Raw genomic sequence first — 22,205 nt, forward strand, 5'->3', positions numbered from 1 at the left:
CGAGCTGCCTGAACGCGAGAGCATGGAATTCGACGTTGTGATTGTCGGCGCGGGCCCTGCCGGGCTGTCGGCGGCGATCCGTTTGAAGCAGGTCAATCCGGATTTGAGCGTCGTCGTGCTTGAGAAAGGTGCCGAGGTCGGCGCGCATATTCTGTCGGGCGCCGTCGTCGATCCCATCGGCATCGACCGGTTGCTGCCCGGCTGGCGCGAGGAGGAGGGGCATCCCTTCAAGACCGAGGTGACAGCCGATCACTTCATGTTGCTCGGCCCCGCTGGTTCCATCCGTCTGCCGAACTTTGCCATGCCGCCGCTGATGAACAACCACGGCAATTATATCGTCTCGCTCGGCAACGTCTGTCGCTGGCTCGCCGAAAAGGCCGAGGCCCTTGGCGTCGATATCTATCCCGGCTTTGCCGCAACCGAAGTGCTCTATAATGACGACGGCGCCGTCATCGGTGTTGCCACCGGCGACATGGGCATCGAGAAGAATGGCGAGCCCGGCCCGAACTATACCCGCGGCATGGAGCTGCTCGGCAAATATGTCCTGATCGGCGAAGGCGTGCGCGGTTCGCTCGCCAAACAGCTCATTGCCAAGTTCGACCTGTCGAGGGATCGCGAGCCACAGAAGTTCGGCATCGGCATCAAGGAGCTCTGGCAGGTCAAGCCCGAGAACCACAAACAGGGCCTCGTGCAGCACTCCTTCGGCTGGCCGCTCGGCATGAAGACCGGCGGCGGGTCCTTCCTCTATCATCTCGAGGACAATCTGGTTGCCGTCGGCTTCGTCGTGCACCTCAACTACAAGAACCCCTATCTCTATCCCTTCGAGGAATTCCAGCGCTTCAAGACGCATCCAGCCATTCGCGGCACCTTCGAGGGTGGCAAGCGCATCTCCTACGGCGCTCGCGCCATCACCGAGGGTGGCTACCAGTCGGTGCCGAAACTCTCCTTCCCCGGCGGTGCGCTGATCGGCTGTTCGGCCGGCTTCGTCAATGTGCCGCGCATCAAGGGCAGCCACAATGCCGTGCTCTCGGGCATGCTCGCTGCCGAGAAGATCGCCGATGCGATCGCGGCCGGCCGCGCCAATGACGAAGTGATCGAGATCGAGAACGAATGGCGTTCTGGCGATATCGGCAAGGACCTGAAGCGCGTGCGCAACGTCAAGCCGCTGTGGTCGAAGTTCGGCACGGCGATCGGCGTGGCCCTTGGCGGCCTCGACATGTGGACGAACCAGCTCCTCGGTCTCTCCTTCTTCGGCACGCTGAAGCACGGCAAGACCGATGCCGAGTCGCTGGAGCCGGCGGCCAAGCATAAGCCGATCGCCTATCCGAAACCGGACGGCGTGCTCACCTTCGACCGTCTCTCTTCGGTGTTCCTGTCGAACACCAATCATGAGGAGGACCAGCCGGTTCATCTCAAGGTCAAGGACATGGCCCTGCAGAGGAATTCGGAACACGATATCTTTGCCGGTCCGTCGACCCGCTACTGTCCGGCCGGCGTCTATGAATGGGTGGAGAACGACGGCGAGGAGACCTACGTCATCAACGCCCAGAACTGCGTCCACTGCAAGACCTGCGACATCAAGGACCCGAACCAGAACATCAACTGGGTCCCGCCGCAGGGCGGCGAGGGGCCGGTCTATCCGAATATGTGAAAGAAACGGCCCCTGCTCATCAAAAATTCGGCTGCTGCCGGCGTGCTTCTGGCAGTCGGCGGATAGTGCCTAAGCAATGCGAGAGATCATTCTCAATCGAGCCGGATCTGAGACGCCAAAGTGTCGTGCAAAGCACAATTGTCTGCCTTGGCCGGCCATGATCCTCTCATCGAGCGCAACATCAGCTCATGGGAGGTAACATGCGTCAGGACATTTATTGGGTCTGTATTTTCAAGGTGCAGACGACACATTTCGATGATTTCAAAGCAATCGTCCGGCCCCTGGTTGAGATGACCAGAAAAGAGGAGGGGTCGATGGCTTATGAATACAATGTCAGCGATGATCGTTCGACAATCCACATCATCGAACATTATCGCAGTTCGGACGCCGTCGTTCACCATGTCCAGGAGACGTTCTCACAGTTTGCAGAGCGGTTTACCGCGCTGGCGACCGTCTCCAGCTTCGTCGTATACGGAGAGCCCAATGAGGAGGCGCGGGCGATCCTTGACGGCTTCGGCGCGGTCTATCTTTCGAATTTCGATGGCTTCACAAAATAGAGGTGGCTCGCAACATTTCCCGCACCGGGTGGAATGGGTTTCATAGTTGATTGGTGAATGTCTAAGGCTGCGCCGCCTTGTCTGCCGGTGGTGCAGCGATCGCAGGTCCATGGTCGCCAACGGGCCGCACGAGACGCTTTCTACTCGTTCGTTGTTTTGACGACTGCGTCTGAAATCATCCGCTGGATCTCCTGCGCAGAATAACCCGCTTCATCGAGTACCGCGACAGTATTCGCACCGAACTTCGGGGGTGCTGTGCGCACGGTGCCTGGCGTTCGGCTCATACGAGCCGGAATACCGGTCCCCCGATAGCTGCCGACCGAGACGACCATGCCGCGATGTTTCGTGTGCGCGTGATCAAGAGCTTCATTGACGTTCCGCACCACTCCCGCCGGCACGCCGGCGGCAAGTAGTTCAGGTTCCAGTTTCTCCGCATCCATTTCAGCCAGCCTCGAGCCGATTGCCGACGTCAGGGCATCCCGGTTCTTGAGCCGGTTCGCATTGTCAATAAAGCGAGGATCGCTGGCCAGTTCGGGAAAGCCGAGATATTCGCAAAGCTTCGCGAATTGGCCATTGTTGCCGACAGCCAGATAGATCGACTTTGTGCGGGTCGAAAACATATCGTAGGGCACGATGTTTGGATGACCGTTTCCTGTCGAAACGGGCACCTTTCCTGACATCAATGAATTTGCCGCCTGCGGATGAAGCATGCTGATAGCGCTGTCGAACAGAGGAACCTCGATGGCTTGGCCGAGACCGGAGCGGCCCCTTTCGACGAGGGCCGCCAGGATCGCGTTGCAGGCAATGAGGCCTGTACCGATATCGACAATCGGCGTCCCCATCCGCATTGGCCCTCCGTCGGGATGTCCATTGACGCTCATCAGACCTGTCATCGCCTGGACGACCGCATCATAGCCCGGGAACCCACCCAAGGGACCGTCGGCACCAAAGCCGGTGACGTGACAAAGGATGAGCCGCGGAAAGCGCTCACGAAGCACAGCTTCAAAGCCAAGCCCCCACTTCTCCAAGGCTCCTGGCTTGAAGTTATGGACGAGCACATCGGCGTCATCCAAGAGGCGCAGTATGATTTCCCGTCCCTCGGGCCTGCCTGCGTCTATGACAATTGATCGCTTGTTGCGGTTGGCTCCGGAGAAATAGGCGCTGAGACCATCGTTAAAGGGGGGGCCCCAGCCGCGCGTCTCATCGCCTTGCGGTGGCTCGACCTTGACGACGTCCGCGCCGTAATCGGCTAGAACCTGCGTGCAGTAGGGTCCACCCAGGACACGACTAAGATCGATGACGCGGATACCCTCAAGCGGGCCGGATTTGTCTTCTGTCATGTTCACCAGACCATTCGTTCAAGCGGCCGCGTCGGAAATCATATTGCGTGCGATCAGAAGCTGCTGGATTTGAGTGGTTCCTTCGTAGATCCGGAAAAGACGAACATCGCGGTAGAAGCGCTCGACTGCATAGTCGGCCATGTAACCCGCACCTCCATGGATCTGTACGGCGCGATCCGCCACACGTCCGACCATCTCGCTTGCAAACATCTTGCAGCAGGCAGCTTCGGTTGTGACTTTCTGGCCGGCATCTTTGCGGCGGGCGGTTTCCTCGACCATGCAGCGGGCGGCATAGGCCTCGGCTTTGCTGTCAGCGAGCATCGCCTGGATTAACTGCTTGTCGGAGAGCGGCCCACCGAATTGCTTGCGATCGATCGCATAGGCCAGACTGTCACGGATCAGCCGTTCGGCAGCTCCCACGCAAACGGCGGAAATGTGCAATCTTCCCCGGTCGAGAACTTTCATCGCCGTCTTGAAGCCTTGCCCCTCGCGACCGCCCAGGATCGAGGCGGCCGGCACTCTGCAATCATCGAGAATGACATCACAGGTATGCGAACCCTTCTGCCCCATTTTTCGATCCTTGGGACCAAGCGACAATCCTGGTGTCCCGGATTCCACCAGAAAGGCCGTCACGCCAGCAGACGTTTTTGAGGAGGGATCCGTGCGGGCGAAGACCGTAAAGAGCCCAGCATGCGGAGCGTTGGTGATGAAACGCTTGGTGCCATTGAGGACGAAATAGTCACCCTCGCGTCGGGCGGAGGTCTTGAGCGAGCCTGCATCAGAACCGGCGTCCGGTTCCGTCAAAGCGAAGGAGGCGATCATTTCACCTGTTGCCAGCTTTGGGAGATAGGTATCCTTCTGTTCTGGCGTACCGTCGATAATGATGCCCTGCGACCCGATCCCATTGTTGGTGCCCACCAGCGAGCGGAACGCGGGCGATGTTTGTCCGAGCACGAATGCGGCGGCAACCTCCTCGGCCATGGTGAGACCCAAGCCGCCATATTCCTCGGGAATAGACATGCCGAACAGCCCCATATCGCGAATTTCCCGAATGAGGGACGGCGGAATCGCATCATTATCGGCCACCTGAGCTTCGTTGGGGATCAGCCGCTCTCGCACAAACCGATCGAGTGTATCGAGAAATTGCTGGAGCGTATCTGGATCGAGGCTCATTTCTGAAAGGTTTCCTTGTGTTCCACCAGCTCGTAATTCTTCGCTGGCGTGGATCTATCCTGCCAGCACTATCAAGGCATTAGCCCGTTGCGAACTGCGATAGCTGCATCACGGAGAGCATTCCAACCTGTCGCAAAATAGACAGTTGCTTCCGACATACGGTGCATCCAAAAAACCGGTCGTAAATCGGCGAACGGGCAGGAGGAAGTTCAATGGAACCGAACACGTATCCAAGGGTAGAACTCTTCATAGGCGGCCGGTGGATCGGACCTGACCAGCGCGAATCCAAACCAGTGATCAATCCTGCCACCGAAGACGAGATCGGCCGCATGCCGGCGGCGACGCCTGAGGATATCGTTCTTGCTGCCACGACGGCGCAAAGCGCATTTCAGTCGTGGAAGCACCGCTCGCCTTTGGATCGAAGCAACATTCTGCGCCGCTTTGCCGAGCTCCTTCGCACCAATGAGGCTGCCATTTCCCGGTGCATTACGCTTGATATGGGCAAACCGCTCGCCGAGGCACTGGCCGAAGTCCGCGCGGCGGCGGATCATGTCGATTGGCACGCGGAAGAGGGCCGACGGATCTATGGCCGCATCATTCCGGGCCGCTTGCCCGGAGTGCAGCAACAGGTGATCCGGGAACCGGTGGGCGTCTGCCTTGCGATCGCGCCGTGGAATTTTCCGATCAGTCAGGCGATCCGAAAGGTTGCCGGCGCGCTTGCCGCCGGATGTACACTCATCCTCAAAGGAGCGGCAGAAACACCATCTGGCGTCATGGCTATCGCACGCCTGCTGCAGGAGGCGGAGCTTCCCGATGGATGCCTGAACGTTGTGTGGGGTGACTCCGCCCTGATCTCGGAGACCCTGCTTGCAAGGCCCGAGGTTCAAAAGCTGAGCTTTACCGGATCGGTCCCGGTCGGAAAGCATCTGGCCGAACTGTGTGGTCGCTATATGAAGCGCAGTACGATGGAGCTGGGCGGACATGCGCCTGTCCTCGTGTTTGATGACACGGACCCGGAAGCAGCGGCACGAGCGCTCGCAGGAAACAAGTTGCGCAATGCGGGCCAGGTTTGTATCGCGCCCACTCGCTTCTACATCCAGGATCGGGCCTATGATCGCTTCATGTCTGCTTTTACGGACGCGTTTGAAGAGGTAAGGGTGGGTAACGGCCTTGATGATGACACTCGCATGGGACCGCTCTGCCATCCGGGTCGCGTTGCTGCCATGGAGGCGCTTGTAGCGGATGCCAGAGGCGGCGGCGCCAACGTCGCGACAGGCGGAAAGAGAGCCGCCAACAAGGGTTACTTTTACGCCCCGACGATCGTCGAAACTCCGGACGACAAGATAGCACTGATGCGGGATGAGCCGTTCGGGCCGATCGCTGTGGTCACGCGGTTCAATCACATTGATGACGGTCTGGCTCGTGCGAATTCTCTGCCTTTCGGCCTTGCCTCATACGTCTTTACTAGTTCCCTCGAGCGGGCCGACAGAGCCGCTGCAGAATTGCAGGCCGGCATGGTCAGCATCAACCACTTCGGCCTGGCCCTGCCGGAAACGCCATTTGGCGGAATTAAGGATAGTGGCTACGGCAGCGAGGGCGGCGTGGAGAGCTTCGACGGCTACCTGAACACCAAATTCGTCTCGCGGCGTTCCGCGCCACTCGCCTGAGAGGGTTTGTCATGCCGGTACATTTCGAGTGCAGTGACGGCGTCGCGATCGCGACAATCGACAATCCGCCCGTCAACGCGATCGACCGCCATGTTCGACAGGGGCTGCTGGACGCCATGGATCTCGCGCGTACAAACAAGGCCCGGCGAATGATTATCACCGGGCGGGGAGCCGTCTTCGTTGCTGGCGCAGATACGAGGGAATTCGACGTTCCCCCTCAACCGCCACACCTCAATGAGGTCCTCAATCATCTGGCGTCATTTCCCATACCTGTGATCAGCGCCATCAATGGCGCAGCTCTCGGCGGAGGCCTGGAGATTGCCCTTGCCAGCCACTATCGCATTGCCGCTTCGCGAGCGAGCATGGGGCTGCCTGAGGTTACACTTGGCATCGTGCCCGGGGCCGGTGGGACGCAGCGACTTGCGCGTCTGATCGGCATCTCGAAGGCCGTCGATATGATCGGCTTCGGCAAAACCGTCGATGCGGATGAAGCAAGAGCGATGGGCCTTGTGGATGCGTTGAGCGACGATCCGCTTGCAACTGCGCGCTCGATGGACGAAGCCACCCTTCAACGGGCGGTTCCGACGGATCTCCGGCCGCCGCCGGCAAGTGATGATGCCTCGGTCGCCGCCGCTATGGCATTGGCCGGCCGCCGTTTGCCAAGCCAGCACGCGCCCTCAAGGGCAATAAGGCTTGTTGCCGCATCGGCCACGCTTCCCATTGCCGAAGGACTCTCTCACGAGCGCGAAACCTTTCTGGAGCTACGCGCGTCCGACCAAGCCCGAGCGCTTCGCCACGTCTTTTTCTCGGAGAGGGCAGCGCTTTCCCAATCCAAGCAATTTCCACGGCCCAACAGGGACATTGCCACCGCTCTGGTCGTCGGCGGCGGCAACATGGGAGCCGCGATCGCCTATGCCTTGGCGACAGGCGGTATAGAGGTGACGGTGATCGAGACCAATGAAGAGGCCCGAACGAGGGCCGAGGCCAATGTCTTTCGCATCGTTGAACAGGGAGTTTCGCGCGGTCTTCTCACGGCGAAGGCGGCCGACGATATCAAGGCCCGGTTCGGATACAAGGTTGGATATGAGGCGGTCGCGCCAGTCGATCTTGCGATCGAGGCCGCGTTTGAAGACATGGAAGTCAAGCGCGCAATCTTCGACGCATTGGCAAAATCCCTCCCGGAGCACACGATACTCGCCACGAACACCTCCTATCTCGATGTGAACCAACTCGCGGAAGGAATACCTGTTCCCGGTCGGTTTCTTGGGCTCCATTTCTTCAGCCCGGCACACATCATGAAGCTCCTTGAGATCGTTCGCGGCGACAAGACATCGCCCGAGACACTTGGTACAGCCTTCGCGCTCGCGAAGACGCTGAAGAAAATACCGGTTCTCTCCGGTGTCTGCGACGGTTTTATCGGCAATCGCATCCTGTCGCGCTATCGACAGGCGGCCGACATCCTTCTGCTCGAGGGCGCTTCTCCCTCCCAAGTGGATGCGGCAATGCGCAACTTTGGAATGGCCATGGGACCCTACGAGGCGCAGGATTTGTCCGGGCTCGATATCGCCTATGCCAATCGCAAGCGCCAAGATCTTCGCAATCGGACAGACATACGCTACGTGCCGCTCGCAGATCGCCTCGTGGAAGAGAATGAGCGGCTTGGTCGAAAGTCAGGAGCCGGATGGTATGATTATCGCGATGGTAAACCGCTGCCGTCACCGATTGTCGACGCGCAGCTTTTACGTGCTTCACAAGAGGCCAATATAGAGCGCCGCTATATCCCGGAACACGAAATCACCCGGCGCATTCTGTCCGCCATGATTGCGGAGGCGACTGAGATACTTGACGAAGGCATTGCGCAGCGACCGCGCGATATCGACTTGGTGCTCGTCCATGGCTACGGCTTTCCGCGCTGGCGAGGCGGACTGATGCATTACGCCGACAGCCTCACCCCGACAGCAATTCTAAGCGACATTCAACGGCTCGCCGCCATAGATCCCCTGTCTTGGTCAGCGCCACCGCTGTTGGCACGGCTTGCACTCGATGGCCTCTCCTTCGATAGCCTCAACCAAGAGTGAATGGAAATTTGGCATGGCGGACGTATTCATCTGCGGCCAAGTGTGGCTGAGTCATCACCAAGCTTGGCGTAAAAATTTGCGGCAAGCCTGGTGATCTGGCAGTTTGCGCGCTGATTGCCATGGTGTTGCCGTCCCACATTGCCATCGCGGGATTGCCAAAATGTGGCATTGTAGACTTATCGGCCTGGGTTGGAGGAGTGGCATTGAGGCCTGTCATCGGGCTACCTGAAGATGGGCGAACTGGCTCCACATCTGGATCGCCGCTCCCCGCAGTTGGCGATGGTGAGCGGATGAAATGTCGTGGCGGGGAATGTGAAACAGGTTGGCGATCGGATCGTGGATGGAGACGAAGCGCTGGAGATGTCTCGCTGATTTGAAGCGCTTCATGATCTTCTCCCGCCTTCGAACCGGCTGATGGGAATTCTCCGCCCGATTGTTCAACCCTTTGTGGGAGCGATGCTCTACACCCGGCATGATCTCTCGCTTTGCTGCGCCGTAGGATCGCAGCTTGTCGGTGATCATCACCCGCGGAAACCGGAAATAAAGCCAGACCGCATGAGCAATCAATTCCGCTGGAAAACGATGACGGCGATAGAGCGGATCACGAGCAAGGATGGTCGTACGAAATCATCGCAGATCAATCTCGACCGCCAGTTAACGTTACAGCGCCGTCGAATGTGATGTGGCGGAAGACCATGGTTTCGCGGGGCTGGCTTGCCGGCAGGCCCTTGTTGCCGCCGGATGCAAGTTCCGTGGCACACCACGCTAATCAAAAGTATCCAGGCGCCCGTGGACAATCGTCCGCATCCGCGCTGCCCGTTCTGCGCCGGTCGAACCATCGGTTAGCGGTGGTGGCAATGGAAGATCGTCCAGGCCGCGCGTGAGCGCTGAGATCAGGTCATCGATGGCCCGAGCGGCCGCCGCCGACGGAATACCTGCCGTCGCTGCGAAACGCATGAAATCTGCTCGCCTCAGCCGTTCGTCCTTGCCGCTGATTTTGAGCGCCATGCGATCATGCTGCAGACCCGGAAACACCCGCGTCGTGACTGCGTCATAGAGCGGGGCCATACGGACCGAGCTGAAATCGTCTCTTCCAGGTAGCGCGATTTCCAGCAAGGCCATGTTCTTCAGGTGCATATCGCCATCCGCGATCAGCCATGCGAACAGTGCCCGCCGCAAAAGCAGCAGCAGGTCCGCATCCGCATCGGTCGAGAGTGGACGCAGTGCGGCCGCTATCCGTTCCATCGTGCCTGTGTATTTGTCTTCTGCCCGTACGCCCAGGACTGAGGCCATATCCTCAAGCGCCAGACGGCGCATGTCGTCAAGGCTGGTGCGGATATCGAAGCGCTCGACCGCAAGAGCCACCGGCAAGTCATCCGGCATGGGAACGAGCGCAATGGCGGGTACCGTGAATCCGGCTGTTCGGCCAAGTTCCAGGGATTGCCATTCGACGACGGGTAGCGCCTCGAATCCTGAGGTGCCGGCGGGCTTCAGAATATGCGTGAACGGCTTGTTCGTGCTCGGCGTCAGAGTGCCCTGGGCGTCGAGGAACATTGGCGCCTTGATCTGCACGCCAGACAAGCGTGGTGTTGCGCCGGTCGCAAACATCCGCGCCAGTTTTTGTTCGAACGTATCCTGGATGTCACCGCGACCGGGACCGGCATAGGTCCCCGTGAACACGTGGTCTGTCGTGAAGCTATTCAGTCGGGTCAGCAGAACGTCAGCCGGCAGGGTCGCGAGCTCACTTGCCCGTTCCACGATCGTGATGTTTGACATGTAGCGTTTGCCCGTGCGCAGCTCCGCACGTTCGTCCGGGTTGTTCAATACCCGTCCCAGCCAGCCTTCCGGCAACAGCGATTCAATAAAAGGTGGCAGGCTGCCCGGCGTAGTCTGGCGCACGAGCGACGGACCGTCTGGATCGGCAGCCTGCCATCGCCATTCGAAACCATCATGCACCAAATTACCGATCGGCGCCCCATGCCATGCTACGATCAGGTTAAGCGCAGCCTGGTTGGTGGGAGTGATGGCACCACCCGGCTTGCGCTTTAGGAAGCGTTCGGCTGCACTGCCTTCAGCAAGCCAATCATTGTCACGGGCAAGCTTGAACACCGCATCGGCGGCGGCATCCGGATTGCCGTATTCTTCGATCAAGCGTGCGGCGATTCCCTCTTTCATTGTTTCGTCGAAGGAAGCGGCATGTTCGCTACGGATGCGGAAAGCTTCCAGAAAACGCTGTCGCAGCGAAGACACGTTTACGCGCAGTTCTCCCATGTCATCGCCGACGACGGCCTGTGCAATGGAGGGATGATCCGGCGCCTTGTTCTGGATGATTTCGAGCGTTCTGATACGCTGCCGCTGTACGCGGCGGCCGGTCAGGAACAGACGGCCATCACGCATCGGACCAAGCAGCACGGCGCTAGCGGCTGAGAGATAGGCGTTTGGATAGAGATATTTAGCGATGCGTACTGCGTGAGTCCGCACCGTCTGGTCTATATCGTCGCTGGCATCGACATAGATGCCACGCATCAACTGGACGAGCTTACCAGCTTCCGCTTGGCGGTGGCTGCGCATTTTATCTATGGTCTCGCCAACGAGATGAAGAGGCATCTGTGTAACTTTCCCGTATTTCAGATACGGGAAAGTTACATTATTTTTTCTGAGATTTCAAATCTTGGGAAACTTTCGTGTATCTGAAATACGCGAAAGTTGCAACGTTTCGTCATAGCTAAGAGAGACGCGAGGGAATGAAGGTTTTTAGCATTTCAAGAGCGCTGCCATGCTCGAATGTACCTATTATAGGTGGAAATGGGCCGCAAAGCCCGTTGATCGAGGGAGAGGAGAGGCTTAACGGTGTGTTTAATCATTATACATCTTAAAATAGAAATTATAGCGTAATATACCTTATGGACATCTGCGCCCTGCCTTTGGTGACCAAGGGGCGGGCGATCATCCGGCATCTCGCCACCGACACGCGCTTTGTCGGTATCGGCTGGGCAACGGCAGAGAAGGTCTGGGATCGTTTTGGCGAGACGATCTACGACATCCATCCGGGACCGTGACCTGAAGGCGCTCGCAGACGTCGTCGGCGCGGATCGGGCCATCGCTATCGTCGACGGGTTCGGCATGCTCTCCGAAGAAGTCGAAATCTTCCGCTGGCTGATCGATACGGCGTCTCGCCCCGTGTGGCCGGTACTGCCGCCCGTGTCTGGGGGGCACTGTAACGTTAACTGGCGGTCGAGCCGAATCTGGGATCGAGAGGCCGCAGGCGGCTTCCCGCCTCCGGCCCGATTTGGCGGTATGCACAAGTTGCTACTTGTGCAAGTCGATCAGGATCTTGAGCTGAGTTCCAGCCGGATCGAGAAGGGCGTCGAAACCGTCCTTCACGGCGTTGTCGAGCGAGACAGTCTTGGTGACAACCTTGCGAGCGGGTATCTGGCCGGACGCAATGAGACGCATCACGCGCGGCCACAGCTGACCCGGATAGGCCCAGGATCCACGAAGATCGATGTCCTTATATACGACGGTGAACCAGTTGATCGGCGCCTCGCCCTGGTGCAGGCCGACCTGGACCACCACCCCCTGCTTGCGCACGGCATCGACGCAGGTTTGAAGCGCAAGAGTATTGCCGACGCACTCGAGCGCAACATCGCATCCGACATTTCCCTCCGTCGCCGCCCGCAGGACATCGCCGACGTTTTGATTTCTCGGGTTGATCGTCACGACTTCAGGAAGAATTGTTTTCGCAATCTCCAAACGCGTCTGATTGATATCTGAAAGGAAAAGCTGCGCGGCGCCGGCTGCCTGAGCCGACAGCAGCGTGAGCAGCCCAATCGGTCCCGCGCCCGTGACGAGTACGGCATCTCCCGGCTTGATGCCGCCTCGGTCGCACGCATAAACGGCGACGGCAGTTGGCTCAACAAGCGCTGCGTCCTCGTCGGTCAGTGCCTCCGGTACTTTATAGACGTTGTAGCCCTTCAGAAGCGTGGCTTGCGCCATGCCGCCACCGATCCAACTCAGCCCAGCAAGAGCCATGGCATCGGATAGCTGGAAGTTGCCGCGGTCGGTGTAATAGTCACCGCCTCGGGGCGTGATGAACGGCTGGACGGAAACTCGATCACCTTCGCGGACATGTTTGACGTCCTTCCCGATCTTCTTGACGACCCCTCCGAACTCGTGGCCGAGCACCTGGGGACTTTTCGCGCCTGTGATCGGGTGCGGCTCGGTCGGGACAAATATTGGACCATAGGCATATTCATGCAGGTCGGTCCCACAAATCCCCGTGAAGCGGTTTTCGATGACCACTTCGTCCGCCGCGGGGTTTGTAGGATCTTCGATATCTTCGATCAGCAGCTTTTTAGCCGCGTGAAAGCGCAAAGCCCTCATCTCAACTCCTCCTCCGAAAAACAATCTTGCGAAAGCGACAATGTGTCCTGCGCGGGTGAGACAATCACATCGCGAGCCCGGCATCTGCCTCCGCTACTCCTTGATAGGACCTTCCAAGGCTGCCCTGCCACTGTCTCTTGTGAGACAGCGACGCACCGAGCCGCTGGTTCATCTGGTCCAGTATTCAGCGCCTAACCTTCTGATAAATTTGAACATGCTGAAGCGAGGAGGCGGTCTTGCCCCTCGATGCGGCCCACATCGCGCTGGAGGAGGAGCCCTCATGATGGCAGTCACAATCAGTCCGGAATCCGTCACGGACCTTTTCCGAGCAAGTATGCGTATAATGGCTGCCAGCGTCTCGCTGATCACAACAAGAGACCGTGCAGGCGCATTTCACGGCATGGCTGTTACGAGTGCCACGTCTCTTTGCATGAGCCCGCCATCCATGCTTGTCGCGGTCAATCGCTCTGCGTCGATTCATCCGATCATCTCCGATACCGGAAAGTTCTGCCTCAATCTGATGGGTGAATCGCATTTCGAGCTGCTGGAATGCTTTTCCCGAAGCGAGCTACGGGATCGTCGCTTCGCACAAGAACATTGGCATGAGGGACCCGACGGACTGCCGATACTTCGCGGTGCGTTGGCGTCGCAAGTCTGCACGGTTGAAGCTGCCCAAGACTACGGCACGCACACAATCTTCATCGGCAAAGTTGACCACGTTCTTTTGCCAGCAGCGACAGAGGAACGGGTTGCTCCATTGCTCTGGATGAACGGCTCGCGAACATCGCTTGCCAACGGCCAATCTACAAAATCCTGATTTCCACTGAACGCCCGGATGGGCTTCGCAAACCTGAGGGAGGTTATATTGAAACTCGGAACATTCGCCATGCCGCTCCATCCAGCCAGTCGCCCGCTGGTTGATATCATCAAGGAGAATACCGACAAGATCATACTTGCCGATCAGTTGGGCTTCGATGAGGCGTGGATCGGTGAACATATCTCCTGTGTGACGGAGCCGATCTCCTCGCCGATGATGTTCCTGGCCTCTCTCATTTCGCAGACCAAAAACATCAAGTTCGCGACGGGCGTTATTGCTCTGCCCAACCACCATCCGGCGCTAGTCGCGGCGGAAGCCGCGCAATTCGATCACATGTCGAAGGGTCGGTTTATTTTTGGCGTCGGCCCAGGTGGTCTTGCTTCCGACATGGAGCTCTTCGGCAATCTGGACGGTGATATCCGCAACGAACGCATGGCGGAGTCGATCTCAACCATCCTGAAAATCTGGTCCCAGGATCCTCCTTACGACATCCCTGGAAAGCATTGGCCAATCAAGCTGACCGAGATGATCATTCCGGAACTCGGCGTGGGCTTCATGGGCAAGCCCTATCAAAAGCCGCATCCGCCAATCGCGCTCTCATCGATGTCCCCCGGAAGTGGAAGTGTCGCCTATGCTGCCAAGAAGGGCTGGATACCGGTAACGGCGAACTTCGCCCCTGAAAGCACCGTGATCAGCCATTGGCAAAAATATGTCGAAGGCTGCCAGGCCGCTGGTCGTGAACCGACGGGCAAGGATTGGACGGTTGCCCGCAATGTCGTGATCGGCGAAAGCGACGCACAGGCTGAGGATTGGTTGCTCGACCCCAAGGGTTCGAACATCTTCTACTTCGACTATCTCTGGGAAGTCCTCAAGCGCGCCGACTATACGATCGTCGCCAAGCCGGATATCAACATGAAGGATGAGGACGTCACGGTCGAGGCCATCGTCAAGGCCAGTGTCATCTACGGGTCTCCAAAGACAGTTGCGGAAAAGATCATCAGCCTGCGTGAACGTTCGGGTCCGTTCGGCACAATGCTGATGGCGGGCCTGGACGGAAGTGGCAACAATCTCGAACGCGAGCGTTTGAGCATGCAGCGTCTGGCCAAGGACGTCCTGCCCATCGTAAACGCGGCCTGAACGCTCTACCAGTCACCAATCAAGGGAGAATTCCAATGCAACTCGATTGGGAGGTTTCTCCGGTCATCTCGATGAGGACTCCGCTCGCAAGGGCGGGGTCTTCGATGGTGGGGGAAGCGATCGAGGTTGTTGCGGCCGGCGGCATGGTTATCGTGGTCGATGATGACGATCGAGAAAATGAGGGCGACCTCATCGCTTCCGCCGCAACGATCACGCACGAGATGATTGCCTTCATGGTCAATCATTCGACAGGCATCTTATGTGCGGCGATGGACCAGGAAAGGGCGGACGCGCTCGCCTTGCCACCAATGGTATCGAGGAACGACGATCCCCAAGCAACTGCCTTTACCGTCACATGCGACGCGAAGCATTGCGGAACGGGCGTCTCGGCCAAAGACCGTGCAATCACCTTGCATGCGCTGGCAACTGATGGATTGGATCCCGGCTTGTTGCGCAGGCCTGGGCACATCTTTCCGCTTCGCGCGCGACGAGGCGGCGTCCTGACCAGACAGGGTCACACGGAGGCCGCCTACGATCTCGTCCGCCTTGCAGGCCACGTGCCGGTAGGCGTCCTTTGCGAGTTGGTGAATTCGGATGGAACGATGATGTGCGGAGAACAGATTGATCAATTCTCAAGGCGCTTTGGTCTGCTGAAAATCTCGGTAGCGGATCTGATCGCCTGGCGACATTCCAAACGGGATCATTGACCAACATATCGACGTCTCAGCAACGACTGTCTCAAATGAGACAGTCGTTCGCGTAGCATTGGTCTCACAATCGACATTGGGCAGCGTAAAGCGATTTAATATAACAGGTGATGCCGGACTTAACCGGAGTTGGAAAATGGGCGATGAGACTTCTCATTTCCGTGATGACGATGCAGAATTCTCCAGGAAGCTTCGCCGAGGCATGCGTGCAACTGCGATGTGCGTGTCACTGCTGACGACGCGCGACGAGCACGGTCGGTACTACGGCTTGGCGGTGACGAACCCTTCGCAACTGTCGGCGACACTCCCTTCGATGGTGGTCGCCGTCGACCGGCACGCCTTACCGTGTTCCGCTATCAATATAAGCAGTCTTTACTGCCTCAATCACGTCTCGAGCGGCGATCTCGACCGTCTTGATCGCTTTGATCGGAATGATTTTCTCGAAGCCAACCATGAAACGGACGCTTGGAGGATAGGCCTCTTCGGGTTGCCCTATCTGGAAACGGCAGCAACAAGTTACTTCTGCAGGGTCATCGGAGCGCATGACTATGGAGACCAGACGATCTTCGTGGGGCGTATCGAAGGGGTCAGATTGAACCGAGATATCGACCCTGCCCATGCAGATCCTCTGATCTGGATGAACGGCGGGCCTGTTCGACTGGCTGGAAGAGAGATGCTATAAGAAGGGCAAAGGACGAAGGCCCCTCAATATTTGCTTTGGGAGGAGCAACATGTTGGAATATGATTTCCGAGGAAGCGACAGTTTTTCGCGTGAGGCCGTTGTCGATGAAATCGCGCGATTGCGCATGTCTCGCGGCTATGAATTAGGGCGGCCCCTGCCGGGTGTCGTTGCTGATTCCTGGAAGCGTTGCCTGGCCGATTACAATCTCGCTCCAGATCATGTTCCGCGAGCCGAGGTTCTGACCCACGGAGAGTTCAGAAACCTCGAGCAGGATTACGAGGACCTGCTTGCCGTTGCCGAGCCCGAGGTCGAAAAGCTGTTCCTGCGTCTGGTGGACAGCGAGTACCTGGTGTCCCTTGCCTCCGCGAAGGGAGTGATGATGCTGTTCCGCTGTGACCATCAATTCCTCAGTGACATGTCGAGAATGGGCGTGCTGCCGGGGTCGGTTTGGGCAGAGGAAAGACAGGGGACAAATGGCGTCGGCACGTGCCTGAGGACCGGCCAGTCCATCGTGATTGCCGGCAAGCAGCATTACGGATTAGCGACCCAGGCATTGTCGTGCATCACCGCACCCTTATTCGGGCGGCGGCAGGTCCTGCAGAGCGTCATCAATGTTACCACCGCACGCGTCAGCGACGATCGGACCAATCGCGTCGTGCTCGATATCGTCGAGAGGTCAGCACGGCGAATTGAGAACCGCTACTTCGCTCGACTGCACCGTCACAATAATTTGCTAAGACTTTTCAATGATGTGGAAAGCTCTGATCTCGCAGAAGAGGGTCGTGTCGCCATTGACGACAACGGTCTTATCATTGATGCGAGTTCACAGGTCGCGGCACTCACCGGCTTGCAAGCGGAAGATCTGATCGGGCGTCAAGCGGAGGAAGCACTCTGCATGGACTTGTCGTTGACGGATATACGTCCCGACAGAGCTTATCGTCTACCAGGCAAGAATCTGCAGGTCGTTTTCAATCACCGAGAGACGAAAACGTCTCGGATGGTTGGGCGCAATGATGACGAAAGACCAGGCGCGTTGCCCACGGCTATGCTCATGACGCCTGTGCAGGCCTCGAGGTTGGCCGAAAAGGACCTTCGCATTGATCCGATGATGTCACTGGTTCTCGAGAGAGCGGAAAAGCTTTATCGGGCAGGTATACCGTTGATCATCGGTGGGGAAACGGGAAGCGGCAAAACGGCTTTTGCCGAAATCACCGCCCGACGCAGCTCGGGCGAAGAGACCGAAACGCTTTTCATTGACTGTGCGGCGGTGACCAGCCAGAGAGCGGGAACCGCGATTTTCCATCCGCAGTTGCCACTTCACGCCAACACCTGCCTTATCCTGGACCGTCTTGAAGAACTTGACGAGGGTGGGCAGATCGCTCTGCAGACGCTTCTTGAAAGTCGTGACCATCGGACGAACCATCGCTTCGGGATCATTGCATTGATCGGCTCCGATTTTGACGGTTTGGCCAAGAGTGGCAAGCTTAGGGGCAGCCTGCTGCACCGGTTGAAAGGTGGAACCGTCTTCCTCCCACCTTTGAGGAACCACCCGGATCTAGCCGGAGTGATCAATGATTTGTTCGGGATTGAAAGTCGCAACAGCGGGCGAACGGCACTGCGCCTGAGCGAGGAGGCTCGGCTCGTGATGTTGAACTACCATTGGCCGGGTAATTTACGCGAGCTGCGCAACGCTATCCGGCACGCGGTGGTACTTGCGGAAGCTGATACCATCGACCTTGAGCATTTGCCCGAAGATATGGTGTCCGAGATTGCCCGGACGGATTTGACAGCGCGCTCGCAGTCGCAGGCCTCGCGTATTGAAGCAGCTCTTCGTCACAATGGAGGAAATGTTTCACTGACCGCACGGTATCTGGGGGTTTCGCGGGCTACGCTCTACAGGAAAATTCAGATCCAGAAGTCGCGTGAGAAGGCCTCGGACATGGAATGCTTAAAGAGATAGCGAATGGCCCAATGCCACTCCGTCTCCCGCATGATGTTGCCCACCTCCGGCGTTCACTGGCACAAGGTGACTTTAAACAGAACGGCAAAATCAGGTCTTTTTCCCGCTGCGGGACAGCCTAAACACCGCCCCAGAATTGGGGCGGTGGACGCAAATTGGAGGGGTCTGTCAGAGCGAGAATCCGCCGTCTACAGCCATGGCCTGGCCTGTCACATGTTTCGCCGAAGCGAGATAGACAACCATTTGGCCCATGTCTTCAGGGGTCTGGGCAACGCCTTGGGGAAGGAAAACCTGCTGGTGTCGGGCCCAGGACTGCTCCTCGGACTCACCTGGCTGCGCCCACAAGGCTGACAGACCACTCTCACCCCGCCACATTCCTGTCCCGACGATACCCGGGCAAAGCGCGTTTACCGTAATCCCGTCCGTGGCAACTTCCTTCGCGATTGCGTTGGTCAGGCCGATCACACCGAACTTCGAAGCGCTGTAGTGCGATAGGTTCGGAAAGCCGACTTTGCCTGCAATTGAGGATGTATTGATGATCCGGCCGAACTTCGCCTTTCTCATCAGCTTGATTTCGGCCTGGCAGCACAAGAACACGCCGCGAAGATTGACGTCGATGACGTCATTCCACTGTTCGAAGGTGAGTTCTTCGATCCCACCCAAACTTACAACACCCGCGTTGTTGATGGCGATATCCAGGCGGCCAAATTGCTTCTCCACTAGGTCCATCATAGCGGAGACACTCTGCGGCTTCCTCACATCGACTTGGATAGCCATGGTACGGCGCCCCAGCGCCGCGATCGCCGATGCTCCCTCCTCGGCAAGCTCCTTAGTGTAATCGGCCACCAATACGTCGGCACCGGCTCGAGCAAGGCTTGTCGCTATGCCAGCCCCAATGCCGCGGCCTCCGCCGGTAATCAATGCGATTTTCCCTTCGAGCGAAAAGTTCGAATCTCCCATTTAACTCTCTCCCTGAACATATTTCCTTCGCCGTCGTCGCGATGACTGGCGAAGACAAGAGAGCATCTTGGGACGCGCGCAGACAATTGACTAAGGTGCGCCGTAGCATGGAGCCGCACTGTCGCGATTGAGAATTCACGATATGCGAGACACGCATGTTCAAAAGGGTTCGGGCTTTCGGCGTCGATTCCGCCTGATTGGTTGGTCTCGCTTTCCGTGGCGCGCTCGAATTTCGGACTTTACTCCGCAGCCTGGCGCTGTCGGCCGGTAAATGCAGCCTCGGAAGCGATGATCTCGGCGATCTCATCGTCACTCAGTCCGAGCTCGGACAGGATCTCACGTGTCTCCCATCCACGGGGCTGTGCATATCCTCCAGCCGACGGATAGGCGTCATCGCACCTTATGGTCGAGCGGATAACCGATATCGTACCTTCGGTCGGATGCTCTTCCGTTGACAACAATCCTACGGCCTCGAGGTGCGGGTCGCTGCGCAGGGTTTCATTCGTGTGGCATGGCATCGCCGCAATGTCAGCCGCTTGAAAGATCGCCAACCATTCTGCGCTTGTCTTGTCCGATAGCGCGGCTCCACGAACTTCGAACCATTCCTTAACGTTCTTCGCCCGCGCGGCAACGGTTGCGAATCTGGGATCGTCCAAAAGATGATCGCGGCCAACTGCCTTGAGAAACGCTCTGACCTGCGGATCTGTGTTGATGGTAACCGAAATCCATCCATCAGACGTCTTCAGAGGCTTGTTATGCGGATTGAGAAGTCGTCGGTCCCCGGCGGCGCCGACGGGGGGCTCGAAGGATTCTTGCGCCAGATGCTCCTGCAAGACAAACGCCGCCATCGTTTCGAACATCGGAATCTCGATCGAGCTGCCGCCGCCGCCCGCATTTCGTTTGATGACAGCGGCCATGATGGCGCCGGCGGCAATCTCTCCGACAACGTGATCGCACACGACCAAAGGCACATATGAAGGCTCGCCGTCCCGGGCAAGGAACAGTCCCGCAATTCCGGACGCGCCCTGGACAACACTGTCGTAGGTGGGCCGACCTGCGTAGGGGCCATCGGTGCCGTAGCCGGTGATCAGGCAATGGATCTTGTCTGGATACCTCTGTCTCACCGAGGCGGCGTCCAGGCCGAGGCGCTCCAATGCTCGCGGGCGCATGTTCGCGACGATCACGTCTGATCTTTTGATCAGCCGATCGACAATTTCTGCCGCGCCAGGCTTCTTGAGGTCGAGACAAATGTTCCGCTTGCCGCGGTTGAGATGAAGATAGGTGCCCGAGTGCTGGCCCGTCGGCGATAGTCCCCCCAACCCCCGCATCAGATCCCCCTCCGGCGCCTCAACCTTGATGATTTCAGCTCCATACTGGGCAAGGCGCCACGTGCAGGTTGGCCCGACCACGACACTGGTCAGGTCCAGAACACGAAGGCCGCTGACTTGAACGTCGTTCACTTGTCGCCTCCTCGTGCGAGGCACCGCGCCGACTGCATCGGCGGCCTGGATCGTTCGAAGCCGTTTGGTTCGATGACGCGTTCGGTGCTGATCATGACCTTCCTCCCATAGTGATCTTTTGAAGCAGGCTTGCGGCAAGGCATCCGCCAAACGCCCCTCCCGCCGGCGGCGCCATACTTATCGAGAGCACATATGAAGTCAATCGTTCACTGATAAAATATCAGATGCATGTCGTTATTTCGAATATGAACTCTTGACATCACATATGAAATCCGAAAGATCGCGAGCCATAGCTTATGCGGAGGAGACAGAATGTTGATGAAGGACAAGGTTTGCGTCATTACAGGCGCCGCCTCTTCTCATGGGATCGGCCGAGCAACCGCCAACATGCTCGCGGCAAACGGCGCAAAAATCGCCATCATCGATGTTAGCGAGAGCATCGCTTCTGCCGCGGCGGCCCTGGGGGCAGAGTATCCCGAAGCCGACGTGCGCGGCGTGCGCTGTGATATCTCGTCGCGCAACGACTGTGACGATGCCGGCGCGGCGATCCTGCGGCAATTCGGTCGCATCGACGCCCTGGTGCACTGCGCCGGTATTATGCGCCCAGCGAAATTCGAAGACATCACCGCGCAGGATTTTGCTGAGGTGATCTCGATCAACCTTGCCGGCACCTTCAATATTATCCGGGCTTTCTCGGCGTCGATGGTCGCGCAGCGCAGCGGATCTATCGTGAACGTATCGTCAGTCGCCGCACAGCGCGGCGGCGGCTTGTTCGGCGGATCCCATTATGCCGCTTCAAAAGGCGGCGTGTTGAGCTTGACGAAGACATTGGCCCGCGAATTCGGCCCCGCCGGGGTTCGGGTGAATGCGGTCTGCCCATCGCTCATCGAGACCGATTTCGTCGCTGGCGCAATGTCCCCCGAGCGGCTGCGCGATCTGAGTGCTTCAATTCCACTGGGTCGACCGGGTCGCCCCGAAGAAGTCGCCGGAGCATGCATGTTCCTTGCATCCGACCTCTCCGCCTACATGACCGGAACCACCCTCGACGTAAACGGCGGCATTCACATCCACTGACGATAGACGGCAGTGGTCAACTGATCGGGCCCCGGTGGCTCGCTGAAAATGGAGGAAAAAATGGCTACACACTTCCACCACGTAAACCTCACGGCGAAAGACGTCACGGACCTCGAGGATTTCTACAAGGACGTCATGGAGCTGCAACAGACCTATTATGGCGGCCATGATGCAAGCGACCAGATCAAGGATCGCGGCTACGGCGGACACGTCACGTTTCTGACCGATGGCACGACGGAAATGCACCTGGCCACACGGGATCTCAACGTGGCCTTCAAGACCGGGAAGGGCGTCAATCCCCTTGACCGCGGCCATATCGCATTCCGAACGGACGACATTGAAGGCGTCAAGCGACGCCTGACCGCGCGCGGCATTCCTTATGCCGACTACGGTCAGTGGGCCATCAAGGGCTGGCAGCAAATCTTCTTTCAGGACCCTGAGGGAAATGTCGTCGAAGTCCATGAAGTTCAGGGCGACGCAGCAGAGTAAGCCGCCTTCATCGCGCCAGAGGACGGCACGGTCGTGTGGGCTTGCGGCCGCGTCGTCAGCATGTGCCGCG

General features: G+C 58.2%; 19 protein-coding genes and 1 pseudogene. 13 read left to right on the plus strand and 7 right to left on the minus strand.

All coding sequences use genetic code 11. The annotated features are described in order from the left end of the window. The coding region (locus tag EX00_RS20200) for an electron transfer flavoprotein-ubiquinone oxidoreductase (protein WP_234709062.1) at window positions 1–1,651 on the plus strand (1,651 nt) is incomplete at its 5' end. Between the two features lie 200 nt (window positions 1,652–1,851). After that, window positions 1,852–2,208, plus strand: coding sequence for a putative quinol monooxygenase (locus EX00_RS20205; protein WP_047461912.1), 357 nt, complete (start codon window positions 1,852–1,854; stop codon window positions 2,206–2,208). 140 nt (window positions 2,209–2,348) lie between these two features. On the opposite strand, the gene EX00_RS20210 is transcribed toward EX00_RS20205, so the two are convergent. Further along, window positions 2,349–3,548, minus strand: coding sequence for a CaiB/BaiF CoA transferase family protein (locus EX00_RS20210; RefSeq protein WP_047461916.1), 1,200 nt, complete (start codon window positions 3,546–3,548; stop codon window positions 2,349–2,351). Between the two features lie 18 nt (window positions 3,549–3,566). Beyond that, window positions 3,567–4,721, minus strand: a complete 1,155-nt coding sequence (locus tag EX00_RS20215; protein WP_037198209.1) for an acyl-CoA dehydrogenase family protein — start codon at window positions 4,719–4,721, stop codon at window positions 3,567–3,569. Between the two features lie 212 nt (window positions 4,722–4,933). On the opposite strand from EX00_RS20215, the gene EX00_RS20220 reads away from it, so the two are divergent. Beyond that, a complete protein-coding gene (locus EX00_RS20220) occupies window positions 4,934–6,388 on the plus strand; it encodes an NAD-dependent succinate-semialdehyde dehydrogenase (RefSeq protein ID WP_080761281.1) in 1,455 nt (484 codons plus the stop codon). An 11-nt stretch (window positions 6,389–6,399) separates the two neighbouring features. Next, entirely contained in the window at window positions 6,400–8,466 is a 2,067-nt protein-coding gene (locus EX00_RS20225) for a 3-hydroxyacyl-CoA dehydrogenase NAD-binding domain-containing protein (RefSeq protein WP_047461920.1), read from the plus strand. 213 nt (window positions 8,467–8,679) lie between these two features. Here EX00_RS20225 and EX00_RS20230 read toward each other — a convergent pair. Then, a pseudogene (locus EX00_RS20230) lies at window positions 8,680–8,997 on the minus strand (DDE-type integrase/transposase/recombinase); the annotation flags it as partial. Between EX00_RS20230 and EX00_RS32280 the strand changes: the two are divergent. Continuing rightward, window positions 8,881–9,147, plus strand: coding sequence for a hypothetical protein (locus EX00_RS32280; protein ID WP_404944034.1), 267 nt, complete (start codon window positions 8,881–8,883; stop codon window positions 9,145–9,147). The pseudogene EX00_RS20230 and the gene EX00_RS32280 sit on opposite strands and share 117 nt — an antisense overlap. An 84-nt stretch (window positions 9,148–9,231) precedes the next feature. On the opposite strand, the gene EX00_RS20235 is transcribed toward EX00_RS32280, so the two are convergent. After that, complete coding sequence (locus EX00_RS20235; RefSeq protein WP_047461928.1) at window positions 9,232–11,073, minus strand: HipA domain-containing protein; 1,842 nt, start codon at window positions 11,071–11,073, stop codon at window positions 9,232–9,234. A 296-nt stretch (window positions 11,074–11,369) separates the two neighbouring features. Here EX00_RS20235 and EX00_RS32025 point away from each other — a divergent pair, with 296 nt between their 5' ends. After that, complete coding sequence (locus EX00_RS32025; protein ID WP_234709063.1) at window positions 11,370–11,525, plus strand: hypothetical protein; 156 nt, start codon at window positions 11,370–11,372, stop codon at window positions 11,523–11,525. A gap of 250 nt (window positions 11,526–11,775) precedes the next feature. Here the strand turns inward: EX00_RS32025 and EX00_RS20240 are convergent, their stop codons facing one another. After that, the gene (locus EX00_RS20240; protein WP_047461930.1) at window positions 11,776–12,849 is read right to left on the minus strand and encodes a 2,3-butanediol dehydrogenase; all 1,074 of its coding nucleotides are present in this window, start codon (window positions 12,847–12,849) and stop codon (window positions 11,776–11,778) included. Between the two features lie 280 nt (window positions 12,850–13,129). On the opposite strand from EX00_RS20240, the gene EX00_RS31145 reads away from it, so the two are divergent. The 5 genes from EX00_RS31145 to EX00_RS20265 all read left to right on the plus strand — a co-directional run bounded on the left by EX00_RS31145 (window position 13,130) and on the right by EX00_RS20265 (window position 18,152). Further along, window positions 13,130–13,666 (plus strand): flavin reductase family protein, encoded by a 537-nt coding sequence (locus tag EX00_RS31145; RefSeq protein ID WP_065706608.1) that lies wholly within the window; start codon window positions 13,130–13,132, stop codon window positions 13,664–13,666. Between the two features lie 48 nt (window positions 13,667–13,714). Then, a complete protein-coding gene (locus tag EX00_RS20250) occupies window positions 13,715–14,803 on the plus strand; it encodes an LLM class flavin-dependent oxidoreductase (protein ID WP_034482648.1) in 1,089 nt (362 codons plus the stop codon). Between the two features lie 35 nt (window positions 14,804–14,838). After that, window positions 14,839–15,510, plus strand: coding sequence for a 3,4-dihydroxy-2-butanone-4-phosphate synthase (gene ribB / locus EX00_RS20255; protein ID WP_051983101.1), 672 nt, complete (start codon window positions 14,839–14,841; stop codon window positions 15,508–15,510). Between the two features lie 136 nt (window positions 15,511–15,646). Next, window positions 15,647–16,192 (plus strand): flavin reductase family protein, encoded by a 546-nt coding sequence (locus EX00_RS20260; RefSeq protein ID WP_034482551.1) that lies wholly within the window; start codon window positions 15,647–15,649, stop codon window positions 16,190–16,192. Window positions 16,193–16,241: 49 nt separating this feature from the next. Further along, window positions 16,242–18,152 (plus strand): sigma-54-dependent Fis family transcriptional regulator, encoded by a 1,911-nt coding sequence (locus tag EX00_RS20265; RefSeq protein ID WP_037198202.1) that lies wholly within the window; start codon window positions 16,242–16,244, stop codon window positions 18,150–18,152. A gap of 168 nt (window positions 18,153–18,320) precedes the next feature. Here the strand turns inward: EX00_RS20265 and EX00_RS20270 are convergent, their stop codons facing one another. Together EX00_RS20270 and EX00_RS20275 are read right to left on the minus strand one after the other, a co-directional pair. Further along, window positions 18,321–19,112, minus strand: coding sequence for an SDR family NAD(P)-dependent oxidoreductase (locus EX00_RS20270; RefSeq protein WP_047461932.1), 792 nt, complete (start codon window positions 19,110–19,112; stop codon window positions 18,321–18,323). Window positions 19,113–19,351: 239 nt separating this feature from the next. Continuing rightward, the gene (locus EX00_RS20275; RefSeq protein WP_047461934.1) at window positions 19,352–20,572 is read right to left on the minus strand and encodes a CaiB/BaiF CoA transferase family protein; all 1,221 of its coding nucleotides are present in this window, start codon (window positions 20,570–20,572) and stop codon (window positions 19,352–19,354) included. A 312-nt stretch (window positions 20,573–20,884) separates the two neighbouring features. Between EX00_RS20275 and EX00_RS20280 the strand changes: the two genes are divergently transcribed. Together EX00_RS20280 and EX00_RS20285 are read left to right on the plus strand one after the other, a co-directional pair. Continuing rightward, window positions 20,885–21,646, plus strand: coding sequence for an SDR family NAD(P)-dependent oxidoreductase (locus tag EX00_RS20280; RefSeq protein WP_047461937.1), 762 nt, complete (start codon window positions 20,885–20,887; stop codon window positions 21,644–21,646). Window positions 21,647–21,706: 60 nt separating this feature from the next. Continuing rightward, window positions 21,707–22,135: a VOC family protein gene (locus tag EX00_RS20285; protein WP_047461940.1), complete on the plus strand. Its 429-nt coding sequence runs from the start codon at window positions 21,707–21,709 to the stop codon at window positions 22,133–22,135. Window positions 22,136–22,205 lie beyond the last annotated feature (70 nt).

The sequence above is a fragment of the Martinezella rhizogenes genome (assembly GCF_000799715.1).
Taxonomy (GTDB): domain Bacteria; phylum Pseudomonadota; class Alphaproteobacteria; order Rhizobiales; family Rhizobiaceae; genus Rhizobium; species Rhizobium rhizogenes_C.